The organism is Cedecea neteri (assembly GCF_000758305.1).
GTDB lineage: Bacteria > Pseudomonadota > Gammaproteobacteria > Enterobacterales > Enterobacteriaceae > Cedecea > Cedecea neteri_C.
Genome location: NZ_CP009458.1, coordinates 1,187,147 through 1,206,943, shown reverse-complemented (window position 1 = coordinate 1,206,943; position 19,797 = coordinate 1,187,147). Strand labels below are relative to the sequence as shown.

Sequence of the window (19,797 nt, the reverse complement as noted above, 5' to 3'; positions counted from 1 at the left end):
GACTTGATTATGACTACAGAAAAAAAGTACATCGTCGCTCTCGACCAGGGAACAACCAGTTCGCGTGCCGTCGTCCTGGATCATGACGCCAACATTATTAGCGTTGCGCAGCGTGAGTTTGAACAAATCTATCCTAAGCCAGGCTGGGTAGAGCATGACCCGATGGAAATTTGGGCCACCCAAAGCTCCACGCTGGTAGAAGTGCTGGCGAAAGCCGACATCAACTCCGACGAAATCGCGGCCATCGGTATCACCAACCAGCGTGAAACCACGGTGGTATGGGAGCGTGAAACCGGCAAGCCAATTTACAACGCTATCGTCTGGCAGTGCCGCCGTACCGCTGATATCTGTGAAGAATTGAAGCGCAACGGCATGGAAGAATACGTCCGTCACAACACCGGCCTGGTGGTAGACCCGTACTTCTCCGGCACGAAGGTGAAGTGGATCCTCGACCACGTCGAAGGTTCCCGCGAGCGTGCTCGCCGCGGTGAACTGCTGTTCGGTACCGTCGATACCTGGCTCATCTGGAAGATGACTCAGGGGCGTGTACACGTCACCGACTACACCAACGCCTCTCGTACCATGCTGTTTAACATTCACGAGCTGGACTGGGATGACCGCATGCTGGAGGCGCTGGATATTCCTCGCGCTATGCTGCCAGAAGTACGTAAGTCTTCTGAAGTCTATGGCCAGACCAACATCGGCGGTAAGGGCGGCACGCGTATTCCTATTGCCGGGATCGCAGGTGACCAGCAGGCCGCGCTGTTTGGTCAGCTGTGCGTGAAAGAAGGGATGGCGAAGAACACCTACGGGACCGGCTGCTTTATGCTGATGAACACCGGTGAGAAAGCCGTGGCCTCCACCAATGGTCTGCTGACGACCATCGCCTGCGGCCCGAAAGGTGAAGTGAACTACGCACTGGAAGGCGCGGTGTTCATGGCGGGTGCGTCCATTCAGTGGCTGCGTGACGAAATGAAGCTGATTGGCGATGCGTTCGACTCTGAGTACTTCGCCAACAAGGTGAAGGATACCAACGGCGTATACGTTGTGCCTGCGTTCACCGGCCTCGGCGCACCTTACTGGGATCCGTATGCACGCGGGGCTATTTTCGGTCTGACCCGTGGCGTGAACTCTAATCACATCATTCGCGCCACGCTGGAATCGATCGCCTACCAGACCCGTGACGTGCTGGAAGCAATGCAGGCAGACTCCGGTATTCGTCTGCATGCACTGCGCGTGGACGGCGGGGCGGTAGCCAACAACTTCCTGATGCAGTTCCAGTCCGACATTCTGGGCACCCGCGTTGAGCGTCCTGAAGTTCGCGAAGTCACCGCGCTGGGTGCGGCTTACCTGGCCGGTCTGGCCGTGGGCTTCTGGCAGAACCTCGACGAACTGCAGGAGAAATCCGTCATCGAGAAAGAGTTCCGTCCTGGTATCGAAACCACCGAGCGTAATTACCGCTACGCCGGCTGGCAAAAGGCGGTTAAACGCGCTCTTGCCTGGGAAGATCACGAAGAGAAGTAATCCCTACAAGGCCCCTGAATAGGGGCCTTTCAGTCTCTGTCTTTCCCGCCCCTTTCCTCGCCTGTGCTAAACTCCCCGGCAATTCTGTTTGCTAAATGAGTCAGCTATGAAACGTGAACTTGCCATCGAATTTTCCCGCGTGACCGAAGCCGCCGCCCTTGCTGGCTACAAATGGCTTGGCCGTGGCGATAAAAATGTCGCCGACGGCGCAGCGGTAAACGCCATGCGTATCGTCCTTAACCAAATCAATATTGACGGCGAAATCGTCATCGGCGAAGGTGAAATCGATGAAGCGCCAATGCTCTACATCGGCGAAAAAGTCGGGACCGGCAAAGGCGACGCGGTCGATATCGCCGTTGACCCCATCGAAGGTACGCGCATGACTGCGATGGGCCAGGCCAACGCTCTGGCAGTGCTCGCGGTGGGCGACAAAGGCACCTTCCTCAATGCGCCCGATATGTATATGGAAAAACTGATTGTGGGGCCGGGAGCCAAAGGCGTCATCGACCTTAATCTCAGCCTCGAGGACAACCTGCGCCGCATCGCCGCTGCGCTGGAAAAACCGCTGAGCGAATTGACCGTGACCATTCTTGCCAAACCACGTCATGATGACACGATCAAAGAGATGCAGAAGCTTGGCGTGCGCGTGTTTGCTATTCCCGATGGCGACGTGGCAGCTTCTATCCTGACCTGCATGCCGGACAGCGAAGTTGATGTCCTCTACGGCATCGGCGGTGCGCCGGAAGGTGTGGTTTCAGCGGCAGTGATCCGCGCGCTGGACGGCGACATGCAGGGCCGTCTGCTGGCCCGTCACCACGTAAAAGGCGACAGCGAAGAGAATCGCCGCATCGGCGAGCAGGAACTGGCGCGCTGCAAAGCAATGGGCATCGAAGCTGAACGCGTGCTGAGGCTTGATGAAATGGCGCGTAACGACAACGTTATTTTCTCTGCTACCGGCATCACTAAAGGCGACCTGCTGGAAGGGATCACCCGTAAAGGCAATATGGCCACCACGGAGACGTTACTGATTCGCGGTAAATCCCGCACGATTCGCCGTATTCAGTCTATTCACTATCTCGATCGTAAAGATACCGAGGTACAGAAGCATATTCTGTAACGTTTCTCGTTTGTTGGTTCGAGCTTTCCGGCTCGTTTGGGCTGGAAATGCTGCCACATTCTGGTGAAGATAGGTAAAAAGCGACGACGGGAGTACAACATGGCGGAGTGGGTTACAGGTAAAGTTACCAGAGTTCAAAACTGGACGGATTCTCTCTTCAGCCTGACGGTTCATGCGCCGGTGCATGCGTTTACCGCCGGGCAATTTACCAAGCTTGGGCTGGAAATTGACGGCGAACGCGTGCAGCGCGCTTACTCCTACGTTAACGCCCCAAGCAATCCCGATCTCGAGTTCTACCTGGTCACTGTGCCGGAAGGCAAACTCAGCCCTCGTCTGCATGCACTCCAGCCTGGCGATGAAGTGCAGCTGGTCAGCGAGGCCGCCGGGTTCTTCGTGTTGGAAGAAATCCCTGAGTGCAAAACGCTCTGGATGCTGGCAACCGGCACCGCACTAGGGCCTTATCTTTCTATTCTGCAGGAAGGCAAAGATCTTGAGCGCTTCGAGAATATCGTGCTGCTCCATGCGGTTCGCTACGCCAGCGATTTAAGCTATCTCCCGCTCATGCTTGAGCTGCAAGAGCGCTATCAGGGGAAACTGCGTATTCAAACCGTGGTCAGCCGTGAAACGGTCGCAGGTTCGCTTACCGGGCGCGTTCCGGCGCTGATTGAAAGCGGTGAGCTTGAGGCGGCCGTAGGTTTACCGATGGATACCGAAACCAGCCACGTGATGCTATGCGGTAACCCGCAAATGGTGCGTGACACGCAACAGCTTCTGAAAGATACCCGGCAAATGGCCAAACACCTGCGCCGCAGGCCTGGCCATATGACCGCCGAGCATTACTGGTAAATCAGCGGAATTTAACTTCGCTGGTCTCTTTTCCGAAACGGTTTTCGCCCTGGGTGCCCACAAAAGCGCCCAGGTCCATCAACACCATGACAAAAATAAGAGTCGGGATAAAACGCCCCAATCCCCACTGCCACAGAGTGCCAAAGGTTTCCCAGTTTCCCGCCACCAGCAGCCAGGCAGGAATAAACAGCAGCGCCCACCAGCCTTTTTTATCCCTGTCGTGCAGGCGCTTCACAATCACCGCCGCAGTTGGAATCAGCGAGCCGGTGAGGAAGAAGCCCGCCGTGGAATACGGCATGATTTCGGCTCCAGCCAGGGTAAACAGAATAATCAGTCCGACTATCCATGCGCCGATCCAAATCCAAAAATCGCGGCGTCCAATACGCCCTTTAAAAGAGAACAACCATTGCTGTATGGTCATGGGTAAGGTCCTTATTATTTTATCGCGGCGTAGTGTACCCTGGTCACCGCCCGTTTTGACAAGCCAACGGATTGCCGATTTAATCGGGATGATGAACCCATCAGGAGAAGTGTGTCGATGAAATACCTGCTGCCTGCCCTCGTGCTGCTGGCGCTGCCTTTGGCGGTGAGCCGGGCAGATCCTGCGTCAGACGCAGCATCTCAGCTTCCGGCGGCGCCCTATCTGCTGCCAGGCGCGCCCACTTTCGACCTGACCATTACCCAGTTTCGCGGCAAATTTGATATCGATAATCCTTCGCTGCCGCTGAACGAATTTCGCGCCGTGGAGAAGAGCCGCGATAAAGCCAACCTGACCCGCGCCGCGACCAAGATCAACGAAAACCTCTATGCTTCTGCGGCGCTGGAACTCGGCACCCTAAAAATTAAGTCGATGCAGATAACCTGGCTCCCCATTCAGGGACCGGAGCAAAAAGCCGCCCGTGGCAAGGCGCTGGAGTACATGGCCGCGATTATCCGCAGCTTCACGCCAACGCTTTCCAAAGTACAAAGCCAGCAGAAACTGACCAAACTGCTCAGCGACGGCAAAAATAAGCGCTATTTCGCTCAGAACGACGGCGCCATTCGCTATGTCGTGGCAGATAACGGCGAAAAAGGGCTAACTTTCGCCGTTGAACCGATTAAGCTAACGCTATCTGAGACGCTAAACAGCGGCGAATAAATGACAAAAAGCAAAGCCTTTCGCCCGCCGACTCTCTATACTGTTTCACAGACCAAGCTGCCCGACGGGCAGTGATTCTTTTTATTGCTTACCGCGTGGAGAATTAAAATGCGACATCCTTTAGTGATGGGTAACTGGAAACTGAACGGCAGCAAACACATGGTTAACGAGCTTGTTGCTAACCTGCGTAAAGAGCTGTCTGGCGTGGAAGGCTGCGGCGTGGCTATCGCCCCACCAACCATGTACCTGGACCTGGCAAAACACGCTGCTTCCGGTAGCCACATCATTCTTGGCGCGCAGAACGTAGACGTTAACCTGTCCGGCGCGTTTACCGGTGAAGTTTCTGCAGACATGCTGAAAGATATCGGTGCTAAATACATCATCATCGGCCACTCTGAGCGTCGTACCTATCACGCAGAGTCCGACGAGTTCATCGCTAAGAAATTCGCCGTGCTGAAAGCAGCAGGCTTGGTGCCAGTTCTGTGCATCGGTGAAAGCGAAGCTGAGAACGAAGCGGGCAAAACCGAAGAAGTTTGTGCACGCCAGATCGACGCCGTGCTGAAAACTCAGGGCGCAGCAGCGTTCGAAGGCGCGGTAATCGCTTACGAACCAATCTGGGCTATCGGTACCGGTAAATCTGCAACCCCAGCTCAGGCTCAGGCAGTTCACAAATTTATCCGTGACCACATTGCTAAAGCAGACGCGAAAGTAGCAGAGCAAGTGATCATCCAGTACGGCGGTTCCGTTAACGATAAAAACGCAGCAGAGCTCTTTGCTCAGCCGGACATCGACGGCGCTCTGGTTGGCGGTGCATCCCTGAAAGCGGACGCTTTCGCGGTTATCGTTAAAGCAGCAGCTGAAGCGAAAAAAGCGTAATTACGCGAACAGTATTGATGAACGGCTCCGCTTGCGGAGCCGTTTTTTTTACAGTTTATGCAGCAACTGGAACCAGCCATAATCCAGCGGCAGTAAAATCAAAAACGTCACCACGGCCAGCGCCAGGCAAAGCTTCATCCCTTCCCTTGCCGGCACTTTTCCCAACCCCATAGCCACCACAATCGGCGACGCCATATACGGCAGGAGCGGCGTTGAGTAGCCCAGCACCTGGATCATAATCACCGTCAAAAGTGGGAAGCCGGTCGCCTGCGAAAAACTCTCGGCAAACGTGGTATAGAGCGCTGGAACGCCGTTCGCAGTGACGATGAAGTTGAGCAGGCTGGTGATACCGGTTAACGCTGCAAAGCTGGTGAACGGCATGCTGATATCCAGCGGCATAATCGCCATTAGCTTTTCGCCCACAAGCGCCCCAAGGCCGATATGCGTCACGGTCGTGGCCAGAGCCAGAATGCCCGCGACATAAAAACAGGTGCGCACATTCACGCCGCTGGCAAACTCCTCGCCGCTGATAAATCCAATACGCGGCAAGAGCGTCACGCAGGCGGCCATCAGCCCTATCCATGCGGGACCAATGCCGTGCCAGCTTTCCGTCACCCATAACCCGAGCACCACAGCCAGCAGCCACGCCAGCCGCTTTTCTTCGCCACTCATCGGCCCAGGGTGCTCAATTTGCGTTGGTGGCAACGGCTTGCCGGGAAATAACCAGGCAATCAGGCCGATCAGCACGACGCCTTTAAGAATGCCGAGCACCGGCGTGTGTAGCAGCAAATAAGGCAGATAGTTAAGATGCAGGCCATAAGACCCTTCCGCCGCCCCACTCATCACCAGATTCGGCACGTTCGCCGGTAAAATCGTCGCCGAGAGCTGGAAAGTACCAAACCCCACGGCCAGCGCCAGGCCGTACCAGGCTCGAGTACCCTCGCCGACGGACGCTCTTTTCGCCATCGCGGCAACAATCGGCATCAGCAGGGCAATACGTCCCATATTTGAAGGCATAACAAATGCCAGCGCATAGCTTAACAGTACAACACTGCCTACCATATGGAGCCAGGAGTCCGTCAGCCGGGCGGAAAGTCCCCGCGCAACCCGATCGGCCAGACCCGTTTTGCGAATCGCTATGCCTAACACAAAACCGCTGAATACCAGCCAGAAAGCCGATGAGGCAAAACCGCTAAAAATCGCTTCGGCCGGGGCTATCTTCGCCACCATCGCCGCGGCGAAAAATAACAGTGCAGTCAGGTATTCAGGCAGCGCAGATGTGGCCCAAAGGACAATAGTGATGAGGATAATAATGCCGGGCAGGATCAGAGGGTCTGACAACCAGAGCGACATACCTGTCTCCTGTAGAGTTTTTCAGCACTCTACGGGAAGATATTCTGCGAGTAAATGTCAGACCGTGGAAACAAAAATGGCCCCGTAGGGCCATTTAACGTTAACGCTTGCTGATTTGGTCGAAGCTGCCGCCGTTGGAGAAGTGGTCCTTCTGCGCTTTCGCCCAGCCGCCAAACTCTTCATCAATCGTGTAGAGCTTCAGTTTCGGGAATTCTTTTTCGTATTTCTTCGCGACTTCAGGATCGCGCGGACGGTAGTAATTCTTCGCCGCAATCTCCTGACCTTCAGGTGAGTAAAGATACTTCAGATAGGCTTCCGCCACGGCCTGAGTCCCTTTCTTCTCAACAACCTTGTCCACTACGGACACTGTCGGTTCCGCAAGGATAGATTCGCTCGGGGTCACAATCTCAAATTTGTCTTTGCCCAATTCATTGGTAGCCAGTAACGCCTCGTTTTCCCACGCAATCAGCACATCGCCAATGCCGCGCTCAACAAAGGTGTTGGTCGAACCACGAGCGCCGGAGTCCAGCACCTCTACGTTTTTGAATAAAGCTTTAACGAAGTCCTGCGCCTTCGCCTGATCGTTATTGTTGTGGTGCAGCGCATAACCCCATGCAGCTAAATAGTTCCAGCGCGCACCGCCGGAGCTTTTCGGGTTTGGCGTGATGACAGAAACACCCGGTTTAATCAGGTCGTTCCAGTCATGAATTTGTTTAGGGTTGCCTTTGCGCACCAGGAATACGATGGTGGAGGTATATGGCGCAGAATTGTCCGGCAGGCGCTTGATCCAGTTTTTATCAATGCGCCCGCGCTCAGCGATGGCATCCACGTCATAGGCCAGCGCCAGGGTTACGACGTCGGCTTCAATACCATTGATGACTGACGTTGCCTGTTTCCCGGATCCGCCGTGTGACTGGCGCACGGTGACCGTATCACCGGTTTGCTGCTTCCAGTGAGCACTGAACGCTTTGTTGTATTCTTCATACAGTTCACGAGTCGGATCGTAAGACACGTTGAGTAACTGAATATCCTTCGCCAGTACGCCACCAGAAGCCAAAAGTAATGTTAAACCCACGCCCCACTTGTTCATCGCCCGCTCTCTTTATGAAGTTTGATGCGACCAGCCTGCCAGAAACTATTTCAAGGATTAAAGAATAAAAAAAGATTGGCTATAACTTTTGGCGATATAACAGGCAATAAAAAAACCGGGCAATGCCCGGTTTTCGCTAACAAGAGCTCTACTTAGTACAGTTTTTTAGCGCAATCCAGCCAGTCACCTTTGAACGGACGCTTCATATTTTCAATCGCGTCGATAATGTCATGGTGAACCAGTTTTTCGTTCTGAATACCGACGCAGCGACCGCCAAAGCCCTGTAGCAGCAGCTCGATGGAGTAAGCCCCCATACGAGATGCAAGGATACGGTCATACGCTACCGGGGAACCACCGCGCTGGATGTGGCCCAGAACAGTAGCACGGGTTTCGCGTTTGGTTTCGGTTTCGATGTATTTAGCCAGTTCATCAACATCGCAAATGTGCTCGGTGATAGCCACAATGGCGTGTTTCTTACCCTTGGCAATACCGGCTTTGATTTCTGCCACCAGGTCTTCACGGCTGAATTCAACTTCCGGCAGAACCACAAACTCACAGCCACCGGCAATAGCCGCCGCCAGGGTCAGGTCACCGCAGTAACGCCCCATCACTTCAACAATGGAAATACGCTGGTGTGAAGAGGAGGTATCGCGCAGGCGGTCAATCGCTTCAACCACGGTTTCCAGTGCGGTGAAGTAACCGATCGTGTAGTCGGTGCCTTTGATATCGTTATCGATGGTGCCCGGCAGGCCGATACAAGGGAAGCCCATTTCGGTCAGGCGCATCGCCCCCATGTAAGAACCGTCACCGCCAATAACCACCAGCGCATCAATGCCGCGTTTTTTCAGGTTTTCGATAGCCACGGCGCGAATGTTTTCATCGCGGAACTCAGGGAAGCGAGCGGAGCCGAGGAATGTACCACCACGGTTGATCATGTCGGACACGCTATAGCGGTCCAGCTGCACCATGCGATCTTCGTACAGACCCAGGTAGCCATCATAGACACCCATGACTTCCAGACCTTCTGACAGCGCTGCACGCACCACACCGCGGATCGCCGCGTTCATGCCCGGCGCATCACCGCCACTCGTCAACACACCAATTTTTTTGATCATGACTACCTCTGAACTTTGAAAGCAAAATTAATCCTGTTGCCGGAAAACGCTGCGGGCAATCCGAAGCTTCGACGCTGCCCAAATAGTATAACAACGGCTTCCAGCTGAATTGATTCAGGTCAGGCCAAATGGCGGTACATTATGCAAAAACTGCCAGTCAGCGCCAACTTTCCAACGTAAAACTAAAGCTCGAAATGCCCCTGCCGTCCCGTCGGGACAACAGAGCAAGGATCCTGGTGGATAATCACATCCGATCCTGGGAAACGCTGCAGAATCGCCTGCTCCACCTGTTCAGCCACAACGTGCGCCTGAACCAGCGGTAAATTATCTTCCATCTCAATATGAAGCTGTATAAAGCGGGTCGGCCCTGACTGCCGCGTTCGGAGATCGTGGGCTCCTCTGACGCCGGGCCACGCATTCACGATATCAATAATAGCCTGACGTTCCTCGTCTGGTAACGCCCGATCAAGCAGCGATTGCACGGCTTCATAGCCCATTTGCAGCGCGCTATACAAAATGTACACGCCAATACCCAAAGCAAACAGCGAATCAGCACGATGCCAACCATACCAGGATAAGCCTAACGCAATAAGAATTGCGCCATTCATCATAACATCAGACTGATAATGAAGCATATCGGCCCGGACGGCCTGGCTTTGCGTTTTTCGCACTACCCAGCGCTGGAACGTCACCAAAACTAAGGTGCTTATCAGGGCCACAACCGTTACCGCAACGCCAATCCCAGGCTCTTTCATCGGGGAAGGCTCAGCCAGGTGCTGAATACCGGTTAAAAACAGGAACAGTGCCGATCCAGAAATGAACATGCTTTGTGCGAGAGCGGCCAGCGATTCCGCTTTGCCGTGGCCGAATGTATGTTCTTCGTCTGCGGGCTGAAGTGAATAACGCACCACAAGCAAGTTCGTCAATGAAGCTGCGATATCAACCAGCGAGTCCACCAGTGCCGCCAGAATACTGACCGAGCCGGTATACCACCAGGCGAAAATTTTTATTAAAAGTAGCAACGACGCCATAACGGTCGCCGCGATTGCAGCCCGGCTAACCAGCTGCCCATATTGTTGATTCATGGGGGCTCCCGCAGGTGAATGCCGGTAGTATAGCGGACAGGCCTGAGCGTCGGGCAAAAAAAACCCGCCTGGTGAGGCGGGGAAGACAGGGATGGTGTCTATGGCAAGGAAAACAGGGTTTGTTACTGGTTACTACGGGTACTGCTACTACTCATGGCCTGCAGCGAAACACCCTGCTGCAGTTCCGACAGTTCACGGAGATGGTCCATGCGCTGCTGGTGTTTCTCATTTAAAGCGGCTTGCTGCTCTGGACTGAGTAAGTGGTACATTTGGTTGCGTACTTTTGCCATCTCGACCTGGCGGGCAACCTGTTCTTGTGCCATTTTTTCAGCCTGAGCTTTCACTGCCACTTCATCAAATTTATCAGCGGTGATCAGGCGATGCATGATCTCCATTTCGCTAACATTAACGGGTGGGCTATCATGCCTTGCCCGGTGCATAAGATCTCGCATCTGTTGGCGTTGTTGCTCAGTCAAACTTATGCCGTCAAACATGTGATTCTGAGCGTTGTTTCGTTTCGCCAGATTGTCGCTTTGTGGCCAGTTAACGCCGGTCGGCAAATCAGCGGCCTGGCTGGCGAACGAGATAAATGCCAGTGTTGAGGCCATGACGGCAGCGGTAACATTGCGCATCACTTGCTCCCGAAATCTGTGTGTGCTGCGATTCAACGAGAGCCAGTCTACGATTCCCGCTGCAAACTAGCGTCAGGGGGTGTAAAACAACGTAAAGTCATGGATTAGCGCGCCTTGATGACGTAATTTCTGCCTCGGAGGTAATTTCACAATGAATAAAATCCTGTTAGTTGATGATGACCGAGAGCTGACTTCCCTGTTAAAGGAATTGCTCGACATGGAAGGTTTTGACGTAGTTGTTGCTCACGATGGTGAGCAAGCGTTGACGCTTCTGGACGACAGCATCGACCTGTTATTGCTTGACGTAATGATGCCCAAGAAAAACGGCATTGATACGTTGAAAGAACTTCGCCAGACACACCAGACACCCGTCATTATGCTTACCGCACGCGGTAGCGAGCTTGACCGCGTACTCGGCCTTGAGCTGGGTGCAGATGACTATTTACCAAAACCTTTTAACGATCGTGAGCTGGTTGCCCGCATTCGCGCCATCCTGCGTCGTTCACACTGGAGCGAGCAGCAACAAAACAGCGATAGCAGTTCACCGACGGTAGAAGTCGATGGACTGAGCCTCAATCCAGGCCGCCAGGAAGCCAGCTTCGATGGGCAAGCACTGGACTTAACCGGTACCGAGTTCACGCTACTATATCTCCTTGCCCAGCATCTGGGTCAGGTGGTGTCTCGTGAACACCTTAGCCAGGAAGTCCTGGGTAAACGCTTAACGCCGTTTGACCGTGCAATTGACATGCATATTTCCAACCTGCGTCGTAAATTGCCGGATCGCAAAGACGGCCATCCGTGGTTTAAAACGCTGCGTGGCCGTGGCTATCTGATGGTTTCCGCTTCATGATAAGTAGCCTTACCGCGCGCATTTTTGCCATCTTCTGGCTGACGCTGGCTCTGGTACTGATGTTAGTTTTGATGCTGCCGAAGCTGGATTCACGCCAGATGACCGAGCTGATGGAAAATGAGCAACGTCAAGGCTACATGATTGAGCAACACGTCGAAGCTGAACTGGCAACCGATCCACCGAATGATTTGATGTGGTGGCGGCGCTTGTTCCGTGCAATCGACAAATGGGCACCTCCTGGCCAGCGTCTGCTGCTGGTCACCAGCGAAGGGCGCGTCATTGGCGCCCAACGCAACGAAATGCAGATCATCCGTAACTTTATCGGCCAGTCCGATAACGCCGATCATCCCCAGAAAAAGAAATATGGGCGAGTTGAGCTAGTTGGCCCATTTTCGGTGCGAGATGGAGAAGATAACTACCAACTTTATCTGATTCGCCCGGCCAGCAGCTCGCAATCTGACTTTATCAACCTGCTGTTCGATCGCCCTCTTTTACTGCTAATTGTCACAATGCTGGTAAGTTCTCCGCTGTTACTTTGGCTGGCCTGGAGCCTTGCGAAACCTGCCCGTAAGCTTAAGAATGCAGCAGATGAAGTCGCCCAGGGCAACTTGCGCCAACATCCGGAACTCGAGGCTGGACCACAGGAATTCCAGGCAGCGGGCGCGAGCTTTAACCAAATGGTGACTGCGCTGGAGCGAATGATGACGGCACAACAGAGGCTGCTGTCGGACATCTCCCATGAGCTCCGCACGCCGTTGACCCGACTGCAGCTCGGTACAGCGCTACTGCGCCGCCGCAGCGGCGAAAGCAAAGAGCTTGGGCGCATTGAAACCGAAGCCCAACGCCTGGACGGCATGATCAATGATCTGCTGGTGATGTCGCGCAATCAGCAAAAAAACGCGCTGGTTAGCGAGACGATGAAAGCGAACCAAATCTGGACAGAAATGCTGGATAACGCCGCTTTTGAAGCCGAACAAATGGGCAAGTCGCTGGAAGTCACCTACCCGCCGGGTCCGTGGCTGATGTACGGTAACCCAAATGCACTGGAAAGCGCGCTAGAGAACATTGTCCGTAACGCCCTGCGCTACTCGCACACCAAAATAGCGGTCAACTTCTCAGTCGATAATCAAGGTATTACCGTCACCGTTGACGATGACGGCCCGGGCGTCAGTCCGGAAGACAGAGAGCAAATTTTCCGTCCGTTTTATCGTACGGATGAGGCGCGCGACCGCGAGTCCGGTGGTACAGGTCTCGGTCTGGCTATCGTGGAAACGGCCGTGCAGCAACATCGTGGCTGGGTAAAAGCTGACGACAGTCCACTGGGTGGCCTGCGTCTGACGCTCTGGCTGCCGCTTTATCATCGCTGACAAACAAGATTAACATTATCAATAACAGGCTCTACGGAGCCTGTTTTCGTTTCTGCTCAGGTGCTATTCTGCGCCCCTAGTTGATGGGGGTTGTATGTTAAATATCGTTTTGTTTGAGCCAGAAATTCCACCCAATACCGGGAACATTATCCGCCTGTGCGCCAACACTGGTTTCCGCCTGCATATCATTGAGCCAATGGGCTTTCCCTGGGATGATAAACGCCTGCGTCGTGCCGGGCTGGATTATCACGAATTTACGACAGTGCTACGCCATCGCGACTATAACGCCTTTCTGGAAACCGAAAACCCTCAACGCCTGTTTGCCTTAACAACCAAGGGAACACCCGCCCACAGCGCTGTGAGTTATCAGGCAGGAGACTATTTGATGTTTGGTCCGGAAACCCGTGGGCTGCCAGCGGAGATACTGGACGCGATGCCACCCGAGCAAAAGATTCGCATTCCCATGATGCCGGACAGCCGCAGCATGAATCTCTCTAACTCGGTGTCCGTGGTGGTCTATGAGGCCTGGCGCCAGTTGGGGTATCAGGGCGCCGTTCTCAGAAGCTAAATGCCGTCACCGTATTCAAAGCCAGCGCCGTTGAAGTGCTGATCCATATCTATCGCTGGCTTGTCACTTCCAGGCGTGCCCACGATGCGTGCCGGTACGCCGGCTGCCGTAGTGTGCGGCGGAACAGGCTGTAGCACGACGGAGCCTGCGCCAATTTTTGCGCCGGTTCCGACCTCAATATTACCGAGGATCTTAGCACCCGCACCAATCATCACGCCTTCACGGATTTTCGGATGGCGATCGCCACTGGTTTTACCGGTACCGCCCAGGGTGACCGATTGCAGAATAGAGACATCGTTTTCAACGACCGCCGTCTCACCAATGACAATCCCGGTAGCGTGGTCGAGCATGATCCCACAACCGATTTTTGCCGCAGGGTGAATATCAACCTGGAAAGAAACGGAGACCTGGTTCTGCAGGAAGATAGCCAGTGCCTGTCTTCCCTGCAGCCAAAGCCAATGGCCAATGCGATACGCCTGCAGCGCATGAAAGCCTTTAAGATAAAGCAGCGGCGTTGAATACTTGTCTACTGCAGGGTCACGCGTGCGCACCGCCTGGATGTCGCAAGCTGCAGAGGCAATCATCTGCGGATCGGCCGCGTAGGCCTCTTCAACAACCTCACGAATGGCGATGGCCGGCATAATCGGCGAAGCCAGCTTATTGGCCAGCATGTAGCTGAGCGCATTCCCAAGATTATCGTGTTTGAGGAGCGTCGCATGATAAAAACTGGCCAACATGGGTTCACAATCCGCAAGCGCTCGCGCTTCGGCTTTAATATTGCTCCACACCAAATCCAGTTCTTCTGACGACATTGCTCTCTCCAGACATAAAAACAACGCCCGACACCAGGGTCGGGACGTTTCAGTTATTGCGGTGTATTAGGCGATCCTTCATTTGCCGCTTCGTTCATCCTTACGAGTACGACCAAGCAACGTTAATGCTGCCTCGCGCGCATTTTTTCCGCAATACAATACCTGATAAATTTCCTCGGTTATTGGCATTTCGACGCCTACCCGAGCCGCCAGCTCGCGAACTTCTTTGGTATTGCGATAGCCTTCAACCACCTGGCCAATCTTCTGCTGTGCGCCATCCACATCCATTCCCTGACCGAGCATCATGCCAAAGCGACGGTTACGAGATTGATTATCGGTACAGGTCAACACCAGATCGCCCAAGCCGGCCATGCCCATAAAGGTTTCCGGAGAAGCACCGAGTGCACTGCCAAGGCGAGTCATCTCCGCGAGACCACGGGTGATAAGCGCGGTACGAGCATTGGCACCAAACCCGATGCCGTCCGACATCCCTGCGCCAATAGCGATAACGTTTTTAACCGCCCCACCAAGCTGAACTCCGATGAAATCGGGATTGCTGTAGACACGGAAGCTTTTACCGCAGTGCAGAAGATGTTGGAGATCATCCGCAAACTGGTCATCGGTTGCCGCAAGCGCAATCGCCGTCGGTAAACCTGCTGCCAGCTCTTTCGCAAATGTCGGGCCAGAAATGACCGCCAGAGGAACATCATCTCCCAGCGCCTCACGGGCAACATCCTGCAATAGACGACCCGTTTCAGCTTCCAGCCCTTTTGTCGCCCACACAATACGTGCATCTGGGCGCATCAGCGGCTTGATTTGACGCAACACTTGCCCGAACACATGGCTCGGTACGACCACCAAAATATTACGGCTGGCAGCCAGCGCTACGGCTAAATCACTCTCAAGATGCAAGGTATCGGGAAAAGGGACATCGGGCAGGAAAGCAACATTGCAGCGATCGGCCTGCAGCGTAGCGATATGTTTAGCGTCATGACCCCACAGCACTACGTGGTGGCCATTTCTCGCAAGGGTGATAGCGAGAGCGGTGCCGTAAGAGCCGGCACCGATAACAGTCATTGAAGCATTAAGGCTGTTCATCAGGCATCCTGATGGTTTTCAGCACCTTCGCCAGCTTGCTGCTGCAGATAGTTCATGAACAACGCATCGAAGTTAACCGGTGCAAGGTTCAGCTGAGGGAAAGTACCGCGAGAAACCAGGCTAGTGATACATTCACGCGCATATGGGAACAGAATGTTCGGGCAGTATGCGCCCAGGCAATGCGCCAACTGCGTGCCTTCGATACCGTCAACGGAGAAGATACCCGCCTGCTGAACTTCGCACAGGAAAGCGGTGTCTTCGCCCAGCGTAGCGGTCACGGTTACGCGCAGCACAACTTCATAAACATTTTCAGCCAGCTGGCTGGATGCAGTATCCAGATCCAGTTTTACTTCTGGCTGCCAGTCTTTCTGGAATACGTGCGGTGCGTTAGGTGCTTCGAAAGAGACATCCTTGGTGTAAACACGCTGAATCTGGAAACCCATTTCTGTATTGTTTTGTTCTGACATTGTTAACCCTTAAATTTAAACGTCCTTACTCTGCGATACACGGCAGACAAACCGCACTAGCTCAGCAGGGGATCGAGTCCACCACGCGCATCCAGTGCGTACAAGTCATCGCAACCGCCAATATGCTGTGCGTCAATAAAAATCTGCGGTACCGTGGTACGGCCACTGCGTTTGATCATCTCTTCCCGCTTAGCGGCATCACCATCAATAGGTAATTCCTGGAACGCCACGCCTTTTTCGTTCAGCAGGGCTTTTGCACGGTGGCAAAAAGGACAAGTCGCTTTGGTATAGATCTCAATATTCGCCATGGTTTACCTCAGTGTTCCAGATTATTTACCGCGAACCAGCGGCAGGTTTTCCCCGCTCCAGCCAGCAATACCTTCTTTTAACAGCGCAACCTGCTCAAAACCAGCTTTGTTCAACAAAGCCGCTGATTCTTGTGAAGAAACACCGTTAGCGCACACCACAATAATGGGTTTAGCTTTGTGTTTTTCAAGTTCACCCAAGTTGCCGCTTTTGATTTCTGTTGGCAGCACGTTCAGTGAATTCGCAATGTGGCCTTTACGGAAATCATCACGCTGGCGCACATCAACAACCACTGCATCTTCTTTGTTAATTAAGCGAGTGGCTTCACCGCGTGTGATCACTTTGACTTTAGAGGCCAGGCCTTTAAAGGTCATGAAAAGTACCGCGGCCAGCAGACCAACCCACGCCAGACTAAGTATGGGGTGGCGACCAACGAATTGCATAATTTCTTGCATGGGGGGTAATAACTCCCGACTAAGTAATGATGAGAAAACCAGGTGGGGAGTATACCTTCGCGTTGTGGCAATTACAGCCAGTCTGAATAATGTTATGTGGATTCTGCGGGCTGTTACGAAAAAAAAGAACCAGACTGATGCAATCCGATCGCGCTCCAGCCCCTTTCTTTGATCTTCTGCGGCTATTCGTCGGGATCGGCTGTAGTAAAATTACGCAAATTTTGTCTTAGACTCAGAGGTTGTTGCAATGTCGGTTACTAAAAAACCTATGGTCCTGGTGATTCTCGATGGCTATGGCCACCGCGAAGAGCAGCAGGATAACGCGATTCTTAATGCTAAAACGCCGGTGATGGATAGCCTGTGGGGCCAGCGCCCGCATACTTTGATCAACGCATCAGGGCTGGAAGTCGGTTTACCAGACGGGCAAATGGGTAACTCCGAAGTCGGCCACGTCAACCTCGGTGCAGGCCGTATCGTTTATCAGGATCTGACTCGCCTCGACGTTGAAATTAAAGAACGTAGTTTCTTTGCTAACCCGGTATTGACCGGGGCAGTAGACAAAGCCGTTGCCGCCGGTAAAGCGGTACATATCATGGGCCTGGTTTCTCCTGGCGGCGTTCACAGCCATGAAGACCATATTCTGGCGATGATAGAGCTGGCGGCCGAACGAGGTGCGGAAGCTATTTATCTGCATGCTTTCCTTGATGGCCGTGACACGCCGCCACGCAGCGCAAAGTCCTCCCTGAAGAAATTTGCCGACAAGTTCGCTGAGCTGGGCAAAGGCCGAGTTGCCACCCTTATTGGCCGCTATTACGCAATGGATCGTGACAACCGCTGGGATCGTGTTGAGCTGGCTTACGACCTGATGACTCAGGCCAAAGGTGAATTCCAGGCAGACAATGCGGTTGCTGGCCTGGAAGCCGCTTACGCTCGTGACGAAAACGATGAATTCGTTAAGCCAACCGTGATTTGCGCCGCAGGTGAAGCCGACTCGACTATGAATGATGGCGATGCGCTGATCTTCATGAACTTCCGTGCTGACCGTGCCCGTCAGATCACCCGCGCCTTTGTTAACGCCAATTTCGATGGTTTCAGCCGCAAAAAAGTAGTGCAGTTTGGCGACTTCGTGATGCTGACTGAATATGCCGCAGACATTAAAACGGCCTGCGCTTACCCACCAGCGTCACTGACCAATACTTTCGGCGAGTGGATGGCGAAACACAATAAAACCCAGTTGCGCATCTCCGAAACCGAGAAATACGCTCACGTAACCTTCTTCTACAACGGCGGCGTTGAAGAGCCGTTCGCGGGTGAAGACCGCGTGCTGGTAAATTCTCCGAAAGTGGCGACCTACGATCTGCAGCCTGAAATGAGCTCTGCTGAACTGACCGATAAGCTGCTGAGCGCCATCAACAGCGGCAAATACGACACCATCATCTGCAACTATCCGAACGGTGATATGGTTGGCCACACTGGCGTCTATGATGCTGCGATTTCCGCCGTTGAAGCCCTCGACAACTGCGTCGCTCAGGTGGTTAAAGCCGTTGAGGCCGTTGGCGGTCAGCTGTTGATCACTGCAGACCACGGTAACGCAGAGCAAATGCGCGACCCGGCTACCGGCCAGGCCCATACCGCGCACACCAGCCTGCCGGTTCCGCTGATCTACGTAGGTGAAAAAAACCTGAAAGCTGTCGCTGGCGGCAAGCTTTCTGACATCGCGCCAACCATGTTGAGCCTGATGGGAATGGAAATCCCGCACGAGATGACTGGCAAGCCGCTGTTCATCGTGGAATAATCCCTCCCCATGAGGGGAAAGGTGATTTTTTCAAAGACATGGGCTGTGAAGCCCGTTATCTACGCCAGCGTGTTTAGCGCTGGCGTCTTGTTATTGCCTTTTTCCAGCCACGCTGACGACAAGCAGCAGCTGCAATCCATTCAACAGGATATCGCGGCCAAAGAGCGCGCGGTGCGTCAGCAACAGCAGCAACGTTCCGTTTTACTCGCTCAGCTAAAAGCGCAAGAAGAAGCAATTTCCGCGGCCAGCCGTAAGCTGCGCGAAACCCAGAACACTCTCGCGGATTTAAACAATCAAATCGCGACGCTGAACAACTCCCTCGCAAAACTTCAAAAACAGCAAGCGACTCAGGAACGTAACCTGGCCGCTCAGCTGGATGCGGCGTTTCGTCAGGGTCAGCATACCGGTATTCAGTTGATTCTTAGCGGCGAAGAAAGCCAGCGTGGCCAGCGCCTGCAGGCCTATTTCGGTTACCTTAACGCTGCGCGTCAGCAGACTATCGAAGAGTTAAAACAGACCAAAGCGGAAGCTGCACAGCAGAAAACCGAGCTGGAAAGTAAGCAAAGCGAACAGCAAACTTTGCTGTATGACCAGCAGGCGCAACAGGCCAGGCTGGAGAGCGCCCGCAACGAACGCAAAAAGACGCTGGCAGGCCTGGAATCCTCCATCCAGCAGGATCAGCAGAAGCTGAGTGAAATGCGCCAGAACCAGGCGCGACTGCAGAGCCAGATCGCCCGCGCAGAAGCAGCGGCAAAAGCTCGAGCCGAGCGTGAGGCACGCGAAGCAGAGCAGGTTCGCAATAAACAGCAGGAAGCCTCCAACAAAGGCACAACCTACAAGCCAACCGAAAGCGAGCGTTCATTGATGTCGAGAACAGGTGGCCTGGGTGCGCCACGTGGGCAGGCATACTGGCCGGTTCGCGGTTCGTTACTGCATCGCTATGGCGAACAGCTGCAAGGTGAACTACGTTGGAAAGGTATCGTTATTGCGGCGTCGGAAGGCACGGAAGTTAAAGCCATTGCCGACGGACGTGTGATCCTTGCCGACTGGCTTCAGGGCTATGGTCTTGTTGTCGTCATTGAACACGGCAAAGGCGATATGAGTCTCTACGGCTACAACCAGAGCGCGCTGGTCAGCGTCGGCACCCAGGTACGTGCCGGGCAACCTATTGCGCTGGTCGGTAGCAGTGGCGGCCAGGGCCGTCCGTCACTCTATTTCGAAATTCGTCGCCAGGGCCAGGCAGTGAATCCACAACCGTGGTTGGGAAGATAAGTTTTGCCTCAGTTCCGCACCGTTTTTTTCG

21 protein-coding genes are annotated in these 19,797 nt (G+C 53.9%); 10 read left to right on the top strand and 11 right to left on the bottom strand.

The genetic code is table 11. The annotated features are described in order from the left end of the window. Positions 1 to 9 precede the first annotated feature (9 nt). The 3 genes from glpK to fpr all read left to right on the top strand — a co-directional run bounded on the left by glpK (position 10) and on the right by fpr (position 3,487). Positions 10 to 1,524 (top strand): glycerol kinase GlpK, encoded by a 1,515-nt coding sequence (gene glpK, locus LH23_RS05660; RefSeq protein ID WP_008457520.1) that lies wholly within the window; start codon positions 10 to 12, stop codon positions 1,522 to 1,524. A 106-nt stretch (positions 1,525 to 1,630) separates the two neighbouring features. After that, a complete protein-coding gene (gene glpX / locus LH23_RS05655) occupies positions 1,631 to 2,641 on the top strand; it encodes a class II fructose-bisphosphatase (RefSeq protein ID WP_039289177.1) in 1,011 nt (336 codons plus the stop codon). A gap of 99 nt (positions 2,642 to 2,740) precedes the next feature. Continuing rightward, a complete protein-coding gene (fpr, locus tag LH23_RS05650; protein WP_039289176.1) occupies positions 2,741 to 3,487 on the top strand; it encodes a ferredoxin--NADP(+) reductase in 747 nt (248 codons plus the stop codon). A 1-nt stretch (position 3,488) separates the two neighbouring features. Here fpr and LH23_RS05645 read toward each other — a convergent pair whose 3' ends face one another. Next, positions 3,489 to 3,908 carry a DUF805 domain-containing protein gene (locus LH23_RS05645; protein WP_008457512.1) on the bottom strand — a complete coding sequence of 140 codons (420 nt, stop codon included), beginning with the start codon at positions 3,906 to 3,908 and terminating at the stop codon, positions 3,489 to 3,491. 117 nt (positions 3,909 to 4,025) lie between these two features. Between LH23_RS05645 and LH23_RS05640 the strand changes: the two genes are divergently transcribed. Both LH23_RS05640 and tpiA read left to right on the top strand, forming a co-directional pair. Continuing rightward, complete coding sequence (locus LH23_RS05640) at positions 4,026 to 4,625, top strand: DUF1454 family protein (RefSeq protein ID WP_039289175.1); 600 nt, start codon at positions 4,026 to 4,028, stop codon at positions 4,623 to 4,625. Between the two features lie 108 nt (positions 4,626 to 4,733). Further along, the gene (gene tpiA, locus LH23_RS05635; protein ID WP_039289174.1) at positions 4,734 to 5,501 is read left to right on the top strand and encodes a triose-phosphate isomerase; all 768 of its coding nucleotides are present in this window, start codon (positions 4,734 to 4,736) and stop codon (positions 5,499 to 5,501) included. A 48-nt stretch (positions 5,502 to 5,549) separates the two neighbouring features. Here the strand turns inward: tpiA and LH23_RS05630 are convergent, their stop codons facing one another. The 5 genes from LH23_RS05630 to cpxP form a co-directional block, all read right to left on the bottom strand. Further along, positions 5,550 to 6,854 carry an SLC13 family permease gene (locus tag LH23_RS05630; RefSeq protein WP_039289173.1) on the bottom strand — a complete coding sequence of 435 codons (1,305 nt, stop codon included), beginning with the start codon at positions 6,852 to 6,854 and terminating at the stop codon, positions 5,550 to 5,552. Between the two features lie 100 nt (positions 6,855 to 6,954). After that, the gene (locus LH23_RS05625; RefSeq protein WP_039289172.1) at positions 6,955 to 7,944 is read right to left on the bottom strand and encodes a sulfate ABC transporter substrate-binding protein; all 990 of its coding nucleotides are present in this window, start codon (positions 7,942 to 7,944) and stop codon (positions 6,955 to 6,957) included. A gap of 152 nt (positions 7,945 to 8,096) precedes the next feature. Then, complete coding sequence (gene pfkA / locus LH23_RS05620; RefSeq protein ID WP_008457500.1) at positions 8,097 to 9,059, bottom strand: 6-phosphofructokinase; 963 nt, start codon at positions 9,057 to 9,059, stop codon at positions 8,097 to 8,099. A gap of 182 nt (positions 9,060 to 9,241) precedes the next feature. Beyond that, positions 9,242 to 10,144, bottom strand: a complete 903-nt coding sequence (fieF, locus tag LH23_RS05615) for a CDF family cation-efflux transporter FieF (RefSeq protein ID WP_039289171.1) — start codon at positions 10,142 to 10,144, stop codon at positions 9,242 to 9,244. A gap of 122 nt (positions 10,145 to 10,266) precedes the next feature. Beyond that, entirely contained in the window at positions 10,267 to 10,776 is a 510-nt protein-coding gene (gene cpxP / locus LH23_RS05610; RefSeq protein ID WP_039289170.1) for a cell-envelope stress modulator CpxP, read from the bottom strand. A gap of 151 nt (positions 10,777 to 10,927) precedes the next feature. Here cpxP and cpxR point away from each other — a divergent pair, with 151 nt between their 5' ends. From cpxR to trmL, 3 genes are all read left to right on the top strand, one after another. Continuing rightward, positions 10,928 to 11,626 (top strand): envelope stress response regulator transcription factor CpxR, encoded by a 699-nt coding sequence (gene cpxR / locus LH23_RS05605; RefSeq protein ID WP_039289169.1) that lies wholly within the window; start codon positions 10,928 to 10,930, stop codon positions 11,624 to 11,626. After that, positions 11,623 to 12,993, top strand: coding sequence for an envelope stress sensor histidine kinase CpxA (gene cpxA / locus LH23_RS05600; RefSeq protein WP_039289168.1), 1,371 nt, complete (start codon positions 11,623 to 11,625; stop codon positions 12,991 to 12,993). Before cpxR ends, cpxA begins: the two co-directional genes overlap by 4 nt. A gap of 94 nt (positions 12,994 to 13,087) precedes the next feature. Beyond that, a complete protein-coding gene (trmL, locus tag LH23_RS05595; protein ID WP_039289167.1) occupies positions 13,088 to 13,561 on the top strand; it encodes a tRNA (uridine(34)/cytosine(34)/5-carboxymethylaminomethyluridine(34)-2'-O)-methyltransferase TrmL in 474 nt (157 codons plus the stop codon). Here trmL and cysE read toward each other — a convergent pair. From cysE to LH23_RS05570, 5 genes are all read right to left on the bottom strand, one after another. Next, positions 13,558 to 14,373: a serine O-acetyltransferase gene (gene cysE / locus LH23_RS05590; protein ID WP_008457483.1), complete on the bottom strand. Its 816-nt coding sequence runs from the start codon at positions 14,371 to 14,373 to the stop codon at positions 13,558 to 13,560. The genes trmL and cysE overlap by 4 nt on opposite strands. A gap of 78 nt (positions 14,374 to 14,451) precedes the next feature. Beyond that, positions 14,452 to 15,471 (bottom strand): NAD(P)H-dependent glycerol-3-phosphate dehydrogenase, encoded by a 1,020-nt coding sequence (gene gpsA, locus LH23_RS05585; protein ID WP_039289166.1) that lies wholly within the window; start codon positions 15,469 to 15,471, stop codon positions 14,452 to 14,454. After that, a complete protein-coding gene (gene secB / locus LH23_RS05580; RefSeq protein WP_008457481.1) occupies positions 15,471 to 15,938 on the bottom strand; it encodes a protein-export chaperone SecB in 468 nt (155 codons plus the stop codon). The genes gpsA and secB overlap by 1 nt, the downstream gene beginning before the upstream one ends. Before the next feature lie 56 nt (positions 15,939 to 15,994). After that, a complete protein-coding gene (gene grxC, locus LH23_RS05575) occupies positions 15,995 to 16,246 on the bottom strand; it encodes a glutaredoxin 3 (protein WP_008457480.1) in 252 nt (83 codons plus the stop codon). 21 nt (positions 16,247 to 16,267) lie between these two features. After that, positions 16,268 to 16,699 carry a rhodanese-like domain-containing protein gene (locus LH23_RS05570; RefSeq protein WP_039289165.1) on the bottom strand — a complete coding sequence of 144 codons (432 nt, stop codon included), beginning with the start codon at positions 16,697 to 16,699 and terminating at the stop codon, positions 16,268 to 16,270. A 247-nt stretch (positions 16,700 to 16,946) separates the two neighbouring features. Between LH23_RS05570 and gpmM the strand changes: the two genes are divergently transcribed. Both gpmM and envC read left to right on the top strand, forming a co-directional pair. Next, entirely contained in the window at positions 16,947 to 18,494 is a 1,548-nt protein-coding gene (gene gpmM / locus LH23_RS05565; RefSeq protein WP_039289164.1) for a 2,3-bisphosphoglycerate-independent phosphoglycerate mutase, read from the top strand. Between the two features lie 9 nt (positions 18,495 to 18,503). Next, a complete protein-coding gene (gene envC / locus LH23_RS05560; protein WP_039289163.1) occupies positions 18,504 to 19,766 on the top strand; it encodes a murein hydrolase activator EnvC in 1,263 nt (420 codons plus the stop codon). Positions 19,767 to 19,797: the final 31 nt, after the last annotated feature.

Coding starts and splice junctions, on each gene's coding strand:
- trmL (WP_039289167.1), top strand. CDS start 13,088: ATGTTAAATATCGTTTTGTTTGAGCCAGAAATTCCACCCAATACCGGG.
- secB (WP_008457481.1), bottom strand. CDS start 15,938: ATGTCAGAACAAAACAATACAGAAATGGGTTTCCAGATTCAGCGTGTT.
- cpxR (WP_039289169.1), top strand. CDS start 10,928: ATGAATAAAATCCTGTTAGTTGATGATGACCGAGAGCTGACTTCCCTG.
- fieF (WP_039289171.1), bottom strand. CDS start 10,144: ATGAATCAACAATATGGGCAGCTGGTTAGCCGGGCTGCAATCGCGGCG.
- gpsA (WP_039289166.1), bottom strand. CDS start 15,471: ATGAACAGCCTTAATGCTTCAATGACTGTTATCGGTGCCGGCTCTTAC.
- cpxP (WP_039289170.1), bottom strand. CDS start 10,776: ATGCGCAATGTTACCGCTGCCGTCATGGCCTCAACACTGGCATTTATC.
- LH23_RS05625 (WP_039289172.1), bottom strand. CDS start 7,944: ATGAACAAGTGGGGCGTGGGTTTAACATTACTTTTGGCTTCTGGTGGC.
- tpiA (WP_039289174.1), top strand. CDS start 4,734: ATGCGACATCCTTTAGTGATGGGTAACTGGAAACTGAACGGCAGCAAA.
- cysE (WP_008457483.1), bottom strand. CDS start 14,373: ATGTCGTCAGAAGAACTGGATTTGGTGTGGAGCAATATTAAAGCCGAA.
- glpK (WP_008457520.1), top strand. CDS start 10: ATGACTACAGAAAAAAAGTACATCGTCGCTCTCGACCAGGGAACAACC.
- cpxA (WP_039289168.1), top strand. CDS start 11,623: ATGATAAGTAGCCTTACCGCGCGCATTTTTGCCATCTTCTGGCTGACG.
- LH23_RS05645 (WP_008457512.1), bottom strand. CDS start 3,908: ATGACCATACAGCAATGGTTGTTCTCTTTTAAAGGGCGTATTGGACGC.
- LH23_RS05640 (WP_039289175.1), top strand. CDS start 4,026: ATGAAATACCTGCTGCCTGCCCTCGTGCTGCTGGCGCTGCCTTTGGCG.
- glpX (WP_039289177.1), top strand. CDS start 1,631: ATGAAACGTGAACTTGCCATCGAATTTTCCCGCGTGACCGAAGCCGCC.
- fpr (WP_039289176.1), top strand. CDS start 2,741: ATGGCGGAGTGGGTTACAGGTAAAGTTACCAGAGTTCAAAACTGGACG.
- envC (WP_039289163.1), top strand. CDS start 18,504: ATGAGGGGAAAGGTGATTTTTTCAAAGACATGGGCTGTGAAGCCCGTT.
- LH23_RS05570 (WP_039289165.1), bottom strand. CDS start 16,699: ATGCAAGAAATTATGCAATTCGTTGGTCGCCACCCCATACTTAGTCTG.
- pfkA (WP_008457500.1), bottom strand. CDS start 9,059: ATGATCAAAAAAATTGGTGTGTTGACGAGTGGCGGTGATGCGCCGGGC.
- grxC (WP_008457480.1), bottom strand. CDS start 16,246: ATGGCGAATATTGAGATCTATACCAAAGCGACTTGTCCTTTTTGCCAC.
- gpmM (WP_039289164.1), top strand. CDS start 16,947: ATGTCGGTTACTAAAAAACCTATGGTCCTGGTGATTCTCGATGGCTAT.
- LH23_RS05630 (WP_039289173.1), bottom strand. CDS start 6,854: ATGTCGCTCTGGTTGTCAGACCCTCTGATCCTGCCCGGCATTATTATC.